The organism is Ornithinimicrobium jinqii (assembly GCF_045032595.1).
GTDB lineage: Bacteria > Actinomycetota > Actinomycetes > Actinomycetales > Dermatophilaceae > Ornithinicoccus.
The window spans coordinates 1-8,385 of the sequence record NZ_JBJFZS010000048.1 but is presented as its reverse complement, the minus strand read 5'-3'; the positions used below and the strand labels follow the sequence as shown (position 1 = coordinate 8,385).

Annotated in this window: 9 protein-coding genes and 1 pseudogene; 5 read left to right on the top strand and 5 right to left on the bottom strand. The window is 67.6% G+C overall.

Annotated elements, in window-relative coordinates; genetic code table 11:
- The first annotated feature begins 495 nt into the window (after nt 1-495).
- On the top strand, nt 496-909 hold the full coding sequence (locus tag ACI3ET_RS16035; RefSeq protein ID WP_405034075.1) for a helix-turn-helix domain-containing transcriptional regulator: 414 nt from the start codon (nt 496-498) through the stop codon (nt 907-909).
- Between the two features lie 5 nt (nt 910-914).
- Here the strand turns inward: ACI3ET_RS16035 and ACI3ET_RS16030 are convergent, their stop codons facing one another.
- Both ACI3ET_RS16030 and ACI3ET_RS16025 read right to left on the bottom strand, forming a co-directional pair.
- Nucleotides 915-1,295, bottom strand: a complete 381-nt coding sequence (locus ACI3ET_RS16030) for a hypothetical protein (protein WP_405034074.1) — start codon at nt 1,293-1,295, stop codon at nt 915-917.
- 116 nt (nt 1,296-1,411) lie between these two features.
- The gene (locus tag ACI3ET_RS16025) at nt 1,412-2,530 is read right to left on the bottom strand and encodes a tyrosine-type recombinase/integrase (RefSeq protein ID WP_405034073.1); all 1,119 of its coding nucleotides are present in this window, start codon (nt 2,528-2,530) and stop codon (nt 1,412-1,414) included.
- Nucleotides 2,531-2,985: 455 nt separating this feature from the next.
- On the opposite strand from ACI3ET_RS16025, the gene ACI3ET_RS16020 reads away from it, so the two are divergent.
- Nucleotides 2,986-3,198, top strand: a complete 213-nt coding sequence (locus ACI3ET_RS16020) for a helix-turn-helix transcriptional regulator (protein ID WP_405034072.1) — start codon at nt 2,986-2,988, stop codon at nt 3,196-3,198.
- A gap of 356 nt (nt 3,199-3,554) precedes the next feature.
- On the opposite strand, the gene ACI3ET_RS16015 is transcribed toward ACI3ET_RS16020, so the two are convergent.
- On the bottom strand, nt 3,555-3,920 hold the full coding sequence (locus tag ACI3ET_RS16015) for an ATP-binding protein (protein ID WP_405034076.1): 366 nt from the start codon (nt 3,918-3,920) through the stop codon (nt 3,555-3,557).
- A gap of 78 nt (nt 3,921-3,998) precedes the next feature.
- Here ACI3ET_RS16015 and ACI3ET_RS16010 point away from each other — a divergent pair.
- Together ACI3ET_RS16010 and ACI3ET_RS16005 are read left to right on the top strand one after the other, a co-directional pair.
- Nucleotides 3,999-4,442, top strand: a pseudogene (locus ACI3ET_RS16010) (ATP-binding protein); the annotation flags it as partial.
- A 77-nt stretch (nt 4,443-4,519) separates the two neighbouring features.
- Nucleotides 4,520-5,200 carry a lipase family protein gene (locus tag ACI3ET_RS16005; RefSeq protein ID WP_405034071.1) on the top strand — a complete coding sequence of 227 codons (681 nt, stop codon included), beginning with the start codon at nt 4,520-4,522 and terminating at the stop codon, nt 5,198-5,200.
- On the opposite strand, the gene ACI3ET_RS16000 is transcribed toward ACI3ET_RS16005, so the two are convergent.
- A complete protein-coding gene (locus tag ACI3ET_RS16000) occupies nt 5,167-5,700 on the bottom strand; it encodes a cell wall-binding repeat-containing protein (RefSeq protein ID WP_405034070.1) in 534 nt (177 codons plus the stop codon). The two genes, ACI3ET_RS16005 and ACI3ET_RS16000, sit on opposite strands and share 34 nt — an antisense overlap.
- Before the next feature lie 819 nt (nt 5,701-6,519).
- Entirely contained in the window at nt 6,520-6,873 is a 354-nt protein-coding gene (locus tag ACI3ET_RS15995) for a helix-turn-helix transcriptional regulator (protein ID WP_405034069.1), read from the bottom strand.
- 454 nt (nt 6,874-7,327) lie between these two features.
- Between ACI3ET_RS15995 and ACI3ET_RS15990 the strand changes: the two genes are divergently transcribed.
- Nucleotides 7,328-8,385 (top strand): hypothetical protein (locus ACI3ET_RS15990; RefSeq protein ID WP_405034068.1); only part of this gene is annotated, 1,058 nt, incomplete at its 3' end.

Here is an 8,385-nt window from a genome sequence, read left to right as displayed (position 1 = left end):
GAACGGTCGACTCGAGCACCTCCGCGGCCTTGCCCTGGGGTTCCGCACCCTCAGCAACTACATCGCCCGAGCACTCCTCGAGGCCGGCGGATTCAGACCCCGACTACACCCTGCTTTGTGAAGAGCCGGATTCGCCCCTCCCAAGCGCCCCCAACAGCGTCCCCCGCAGCTCGGCTGGCCAGCCTCCTTCGTCCCAGTGGCCGACGTTTCCGCAGGTCACAGCGCGCCCCCAGCGCTCCCGGGAGCGTCGCCCCTGGGTGTGGGCGAACTTTCCGACCCGGCCGCCTATGTCACGTATCGCCGCAGGTCAGAGCCACGCCCCCAAGAAAGACGGGCACGTCCCTGGAAAAGTTGGTAGAGGAGGGGTGGTGCTGGGCGACGTCGAGGCCCCGCGATGGCTGCTCAGGCCAGAGGTCGGCGGCACTGGGCCCTCTTCGACCAGCCCCGTACGTAGCATTTATGCTACACTTGGTGGGTGATCAGGAAGGGGAGGGTATGAGCAAGCACACCGCGTTCTGGGACGACCTGAGCCGCGACCTGCAGGACCCGGAGTTCCTCCGCGAGTACGTCGTGGAGTCCATGCGGATCTCGACCATCGACTCGGTCGTCAACGCCATCGACGACGCGCGCGAGGCTGCGGGGATGTCCAAGGCGGAGCTGGCGCGGGCCATCCAAAAGGAGCCAGCGACCATCCGTCGCCTGCTGTCCTCCGAAAGCGCCAACCCGACCCTGGGCACGTTGGCCGAGGTGGCGGCAGCCCTCGGGCTGCGCATCACCGTCGAGCCGATTCCCCAGGCCGAGCGCGGCCAGATCACCCAGCCCTTGCTCGAGGGCCGGACAGCTGACCCGATGAAGCTTGCCGAGCACCTCAACAAGTTGCGAAGCCCCAGAACGAGGATTCCCGCCTGACGCCGTCAGACCACGGACCGCGGGTTCCGCTTGCGGTACTCCACGCCCAGCCTGCGGACCGCGGCGTAGTCGGCATCCGACAACGTCGTCCGGAACGGCTTGTCCCGCCCGTCGACGACGACCAGTAGCGGCTTGTCCTCGTTCTTGGCCTCGTAGTCGAGGAGGCAGAAGAGCCGGTAGTGGTGACGTCCCGGCCCGTCCATCCGCACCTCGAACCAGCCGTTCATCTCACCCTTCATCGCCTCCCAGTACCCGCCAGCGGCGAAGCGCTTGGGTGGAGCGCTCGCGACGGCCACCAGTGCGGCGCGCATCTTGGCGCGGACGCCGGCTGGGTAGGAGTCGAGCGCTTCGCGGCCTGGGGCGCGCTGGTCCGGGTCGTCGTCCACGTGCCGCCTGAAGAAGACGATCGCATGCGCATCGTCCGACGACGGACCGGTGCGCACCGCGGGCGCTTTCGACCTCGGCGTGGGCGCCTTGCGGCGACCACGCCGGTCGGGACTCATCACAGAGCCGTCCTGCTGTGCAGCTCGGACAGCCGCCGCGCGATCTCGGCGTCGCGGTCGGCGGCGGCGTGCTGGTAGCGCATCGCCGCGCCGGGCGTGGAGTGGCCGAGCCGGCCCATGAGCTCGGCGAGGGTTGCGCCTGTCTGGGCAGCGAGGACGGCGCCGGTATGGCGCAGGTCGTGCCAGCGCAGGTCCGGTCGGCCGGCGGCCTTCCTCGCTGGGTAGTAGACCTTGTAGAGCGTCGACGGCGCCATGTGCCGGTCGCTGTCGGCCGCGGCGGGGAAGAGCAGCGCATCCTTGCCGGTCGCGGTGTGCTGAGACAGATGGGTCTTGACCGTGGCGAGCAGATGCGGCGGGATCGCGACGTCGCGAACGCCCGCGTCGCTCTTGGGTGGGCCGATGATGAACTCGCCGCCGACGCGCACCACGCCACGACGGACCTTGACCCGCCCGGTCCGCAGGTCGACGTCACCGCGGCGTAGCTCGGCCAGCTCTCCGAAGCGGAGCGCACACCATGCGGCGAGCAGAGCCATCAGACGGTAGCGGTCGGGCAGCTCCGTGACGATCGTCTCGAGCTCGGTCAGGGTCGCCGGCTCCACGTGGTGGGCCCGCCTGGCGTTCCCGGCGCCGCGGATGTGCGCCGGGTTGTACGGGATGAGGGGAGTGGGCCGCACGGACGCGGCTCCGGCGAGGATCGTGCGCAGCAGGCTGTACGCCTGCGCCCTGACGGTGTCCCGGCCCGGGGCCACCTGGTCGTACCACGCGTTGACGTCCTCGTGCGAGATCCGGTCGATGCGCTCCTCGCCGAACGTCGGGTAGATGAACCGCTCCAGCAGCATCCGATACTGCTGGCCGGTCGTCGGGCGCAGCTCGCGCCCCCGCGTCCGGCGGGTCTCCAGCCACAGCTCGGCGTACGCGCGGAACGTCGGGGACTCCCGTCGCCGTGCCCCTTGAGCAGCGGCCTGGGGCGCCCAGACCTCCATCCCGATCTCGGCTCGGCGCGCGGACAGCCAGGCGATGGCGTCGTCCTTCGCGTCGAACGTCATCGGCGCCCGGTAGAGACGACCGTCGGGGCCGGTGTAGGCAGCCCGGTAGCGCCCCGACTTGAGCCGCTCCACACGCCCGAACCCACGTCTGGACTGATGGTCCCTGCGAGTCAACTTGTGTCCTCCCAGTGTCGCCTTTCGAGGAACATACGAGGAACAACGGCGTCAAGACCCGTCCAGACGTGTCCAACTTTGTCCCTTGCCGATATGCCCTCTGACCTGCGAGTTTATCAGCAAAGTGGACGGCGGGAAGGGGTCTGTGGTAGCCCCCTCTCTCAAAATTTCAAACCCAGTATCGCCCACCAGTAGTGCACAGCCCCTGACCTGCGAAAACAGGTCGGGGGCTGTCTGGTTCCAGGTCCTTCGTGTCGTCCACGTGTCGTTCGATGCGAGAGGGACTCCGACTCTCGTGGGGTACGCATCACCCACGTGCCGGGCGCCTCCCGTCGTGAATCACGTCCGCCCCTCTCTGGTCCGCTTCTGGAGCTGGTGGACCCCCGAGGCGGACGCGGCCTGCATTTGGGGGTATGAGGACTCAGACTCACACACAGCCCACGACCCCGCGTCGGTACGAGACGCTCGCGGCCGCCGCTGAACGGACCGGTATGAGCACCCGGACCCTGCGTCGGCGTATCGCTGACGGGAGCCTGCCTGCCTATCGCACCGGTGGCCGGATGCTTCGCGTCTCACCGGACGACGTGGATCATCTGCTCCAGAGGGTTCCTTCGGTTGCGGTCTAGACAGGCGGCCTGCAGGCGAGGGCCGTTGCCGTCCGGGCTGATCGAGTTCCTGACCACGCAGCAGCGCAACGTGGCGAACGGGCGTCTGTGGACTCGTCAGAAGCCGCGGCCTTGGCGCTGCGACTGGGTCAAGCCATGGCCCGGGCCCCATTCGCCTGTCAAGCCTTTACTCCATCATGGGGCAATCCTTACCAGGGTCCGGCTAGCGTCCGAACTGTCGCCAGGTGGGTGGGAAGTCCTGTCGGGACGGCGGAGTGGGGTTATCCACAGGCAGTCAGCGGGTGGACCGTTGTCAATGGCCAGGGTGAGGTCCCCAGTTTTGGCCAGGTGAAAGTCCCCACCCTCTGCGGGGTTGATCACTGGGTCAGGTGCTCACCTCCTCGACGTTGGCGGGCCTCGCGCATGCGGTAGGACTGGCCGTTGGTGACCACGGTGGTGGCGTGGTGCAGGAGCCGGTCGAGCATGGAGACGGCGGTGGTGTGCTCGGGCAGGAACCGTCCCCAGTCCTCGAAGGAGTGGTGGGAGGCGATCCCGAGGGAGCGGCGTTCGTAGGCTGCGGCGACGAACCGGAAGAGCAGCTGGGCGCCGGTGTCGTCCAGTGGCGCGAAGCCGATCTCATCGACCAGGACGAGATCGTGGCGCAGCAGACCCTCGATGACCTTGCCGACGGTGTTGTCGGCCAGGCCGCGGTAGAGGGTCTCGACCAGGTCGGCGGCGGTCAGGTACCGGACGCGGTGGCCGGCGAGGACGGCGGCGTGACCCAGGGCGATGAGGGTGTGGGTCTATGCCGAGCTCGGCATAAGACCCACCTGGCCACCGCCCTCGTAGTCAGCGCCGCCCGGCAAGGACACCGGGTCCTGTTCGCCACCGCCACCGACTGGGTCGCCCGCCTGAGCGACGCCCACGACCGCTCCCGGCTTCCCGCCGAGCTGACCCGGCTGCGCCGCTACGGCCTGATCATCGTCGACGAGGTCGGCTACCTACCCTTCGAGCAGGACGCGGCCAACCTGTTCTTCCAGCTCGTCTCATCCCGGTACGAGCACGCCTCCCTCATCCTGACGTCCAACCTGCCGTTCAGCTCCTGGGCCGGCGTCTTCGGAGACCAGGTCGTGGCCGCCGCGATGATCGACCGCATCGTCCACCACGCCGACGTCATCGCCCTCAAGGGCGCCAGCTACCGACTCCGCGACCGCGGCGTCGAGACCCTGCCCAGCATCAAGGTTGAGCAGGAATCCCTAGACTGAAACCGTTCACTCTTCGACCGCCGAAACCGTCCAGTTTTCGAGCGCCGTCAACACGCGTCTACCTGGTCGCGCACTCGATGGGTGGCCTGGTCTGCCGCAGCATGATCCAGAAGATCATCCGCGAGAAGGGTGAGCGGGCCAGCGACTACGTCGACCGGCTCTTCACGTACGCGACCCCTCACGGCGGTATCGAGTTCGACGTCGGCTTCGGGATGTTCGAGGAGATCCGCGACCGCTTCGGCATCAACGGCGCCGACATCTTCGGTCCGGCACGGATGTGGGAGTACCTCAACCCCGGAGAAGCCGGCAAGGCACCCCAGGACTGGGACTCCCGCGAGATCCCCGAGTCCGCGTTCCCGAACAGTCGGGTCTTCACCCTCGTCGGGACCAACCCGGAGGACTACGACGTCGCGCGCGGCCTGTCCTCGAAGGCGGTGGGCGTCAAGAGCGACGGCCTGGTCCAGATCGAGAATGCGTACGTCCCGGGGGCGGAGTGCGCCTACGTCCACCGGGCCCACTCCGGACGGTACGGCATCGTCAACTCCGAGGAGGGCTACCAGAACATGCGGCGGTTCCTTCTCGGGGACCTGGAGGTGACCGCCGACCTCGCCGGGGAGATGGCCCAAGATTCACCAAGAGTGGCGGTGGCCCGGTCTACGCCGTGTCATGTGATCTCCATGACACGGCGCAGACCGGTTTCTATGATCAGTAAGCGGGAGCACCCTCACTCAACGAGGCAGAGCTCCGGGTACGTGTAGTTGTCCAACAGGGCCAGCACGCTATCCGAGATGGCTGACGGCCCGCCGATGACGTCGATGAAACAGGGCTGCAGCTCTGCCAGTGCGGCAGCCGTCGCAGAAGGCAGGAGGTCCTGATGAACAAGCAGCAGCGGGCCGTCGTCCAAAGTGCTCGGTCCTACTGCCAGCGCGTCCGGATAATTCTCGCCCGACGCGATGTAGACGGTGGTGGTGTTGAAAGCGTCCCATCCGTAGTAGTCCGCGATGGCCACCGCCGTCTCGTAGCGGTTGCTGCCCGCAACACGGGTCGCCCCCCCGCCCTGCTGGATCTCTGCGTTCACCTGCTGCTTCGTGTCGCGGGTGCGCTCAGCGTCCGCGGCCTTCTCGACCCCCTGGCCACCCGCCGAGGTGCTGAATACCAGCGCACCCGTAGCCGCTACCGCCAAGCCCGTCAGATAACGCTTCAATTGCCTCAACTCCTGCTTCGTGATGATGCGGAGAAAGCGACGTGCCCGCCCCACTCGCCGGAGAGTCCGGCGTCCGAGACAGTATGTCCTGACAACAGGGGTTTGGATAGGGCAAGATTGACTGGCGAAAGACGGCTTCCACTCATAGGTCGAGATGCGACCTCCGTCCGGCTACGAGGGCTCCCGGGCGAAGCTCCGCAGAAATCCCGGGCAGATGGCCGTCACAGAGGTGCGGGTCGTCCCCGCCCCCACCCGGGTGTCGTGACGCTCACGACCAACCGCTCCCGAACTGTGCCGCCGGACCCGTTCCGCAGCACCCACGTCTACCCCCGACGAGACGGCTACCCGCCGCCGGCGGGGCGAGGACAATGCACAGCGCTTCCCCGACATCCGGTGCAGTTCAACGGGGCCCGTACCGGGCCTGATGGAGGCGCTCATCGCACGCCAGGGTTGAGAGTCATGGCAGACCGAGGGACGAGTTCGTCGTCCCGGGTCGTGCGGGCGAGGTAGGCTCGGGGTCGGGGTCGAGACGCGCGCTGGTGAGTGCCCCTTCGCGGGCTGCGGATGCTCTCGAGCCTGGTCAGGAACGCCGCCCTGGTGCGATCTAGGACCTGCCGGCGTCTGGGCAGGCGTGGACCTGTGGTGGCGCAAGCGCCGCCTGGTGTGTCCCCGAGCCGTTGTGCGCGAGGTCGTTCACGCAGGTCAGGGGCTGACTCACGAGCGGGGTCGCGGGCATCTTCAGAAGGTTTGGGCCTCTGCTACCGCCTCTGCGCGAGACTGCCCCGGCAGGGTCGCCCCGATTGCTCCTCCTTACGTCGCTCACAAGCCGGCTGCCGGTGTCGTGCGGCCTCGTGGGCGTTGGGAGCCCAGTCATCACTGATGAGCGGCCCGATCCGGCCGGGCCGGGACGAACCCCCGCGGGGGCCGTTTCCGCTGTGGACTCGCTCTGGCGCGCTCGACAAGGTCCATGAAGTCCCCGATCGTCACCCCGCCCTCGACGGGGTGCCGGAACAGCTCGTCGCGGCGCACCACGTAGCTGTTGCGACGGCCCACCCGCAGACGGATCAGCACACCGGCCCGTTCGAGATCCCCGACGATCTGCTGCACCGCGCGCTCGGTGATCCCGATGCTCGTCGCGACGTCCCGCAGGAGGGCTTCGGGATTCACCGCCAGACACACGAGCACGTGCCCGTGGTTCGTGAGGAACGTCCAGCCGTCCCGCCTCATGTGAACAAGGATACGGGAATCGGCCTTCGCAGGCGCCGAATAGTGACGGATGACTCACCGTCTGGTGGCGTCGCCAGCACCTTGGTGCGCTCGACCCAGGAGGGCGTCGACCGAGCACCCGCGGGACGGGGTTCCGCCAGCTGCGGATTCGCGAACCGCGTTTCCGGAGTGAGGTTTCTCTTGTGAGGAAGTTCACAGCGGTCCTACGGTCCACACATCCGTGACACCAGGGACACGATCGCAGGGGCGAGGTCCGTCATGTCAGACGACACGACACGCGCAGCCAGAACCATCACCACCACGACATCGATTCTGCTCACGGTGCCCACCAGGGTTGGCGCCATGGCCGCCACGCACCAGGCACGGGGACGGCGGTCGCTACGACGCCGGACCCGACGAAGGTGCCGGACTACGTCGGGCCGTGGCCCAGCCGCAACCCGAAAGGAGCACGACAGTGAAAAAGAACATGGGCATTGCTGCCTTCGCAGCCATCGCCCTTTTGCCCATGGGGCTGGCAAATCCTCCCGCCGTCACCTCAGCCGGTGTCGCCATCCCTGCGCTCGTTGCGGCGCAGCCCGATGTGCAGGACCGCTTCAAGGACAAGGCCGAGAAGGTCAAGGAGAAGCAGGAGAAGAAGATCGACCAGGCAGACCGTGACGCGGCGGCGGCTCGGGCCCTGCAGGACGGCGCGCTCAACCCGCTGATGATGGTGGACGCCGAGGCCATGGCTGCTGCGGTCCCGGGTGAGGCGCCCCGCTACTTCAGCCACCCGAACTACGCGAACAGCCCCCTGCCTGAGCTCACGACAGCACCGGGCGCCAGTGTTCTGGTCGGCAACGAAGCGATCCAGCGGACGGCTCCCACAGACACCGCCACGAACGTCCTCGTGATGAGCCCAGGGGTACTGTCCGACGGATTCTTGAACGGGTTCCAGACCTACGTCCAGGCCGGCTCAGAGAACCGCACCTTCCACGCATACGTGCTGCGCCCCACGGGGACGACGGGCAATGAGTACACGGTGGTGTTCGACAGCGGCGCTCTCAGCACACCCTCGACGCCCGGGGTGGCCACCTACGCCGTGGCGAACCTCGTGGTTCAGGCGGGCGACCGGATCGCCCACTATGGTCAGGGGATTCCCTATACCGCCGGTTCCGGGACGGACAGCATCTACTACCCCACGAGCGCCGTGCCTGCAGCGGGCTCGCCCATCACCCTCGGAACGGCTCCCTACCCGCCATACACAGCCCAGGCGCGGACGTACTCGTTCGCGGCGACCATGGTGGGTCCGGAAGAGATGACCGTCACCGGTGGGATCCGCAAGTTCGTCGACCCGCTGCCCGAAATCCCCGCCGCTGTGCCAGAACCGGGAGACCCCTACCCCGGGTCCGACTTCTATCGGATCGGCCTCGTCGAGTACACCCAGCGGCTGCACTCGGACCTTCCGGTGACCGGCACGAAGTTGCGCGGGTACGTTCAGGTGGACGCGGACGGTACCCCGGTGGGTGAGCCGAG

What these genes read in the sequence shown, in the direction of transcription:
- ACI3ET_RS16035 (WP_405034075.1), top strand. Translation starts at nt 496, where the DNA reads ATGAGCAAGCACACCGCGTTCTGGGACGACCTGAGCCGCGACCTGCAG.
- ACI3ET_RS16020 (WP_405034072.1), top strand. Translation starts at nt 2,986, where the DNA reads ATGAGGACTCAGACTCACACACAGCCCACGACCCCGCGTCGGTACGAG.
- ACI3ET_RS16005 (WP_405034071.1), top strand. Translation starts at nt 4,520, where the DNA reads ATGGGTGGCCTGGTCTGCCGCAGCATGATCCAGAAGATCATCCGCGAG.
- ACI3ET_RS15995 (WP_405034069.1), bottom strand. Translation starts at nt 6,873, where the DNA reads ATGAGGCGGGACGGCTGGACGTTCCTCACGAACCACGGGCACGTGCTC.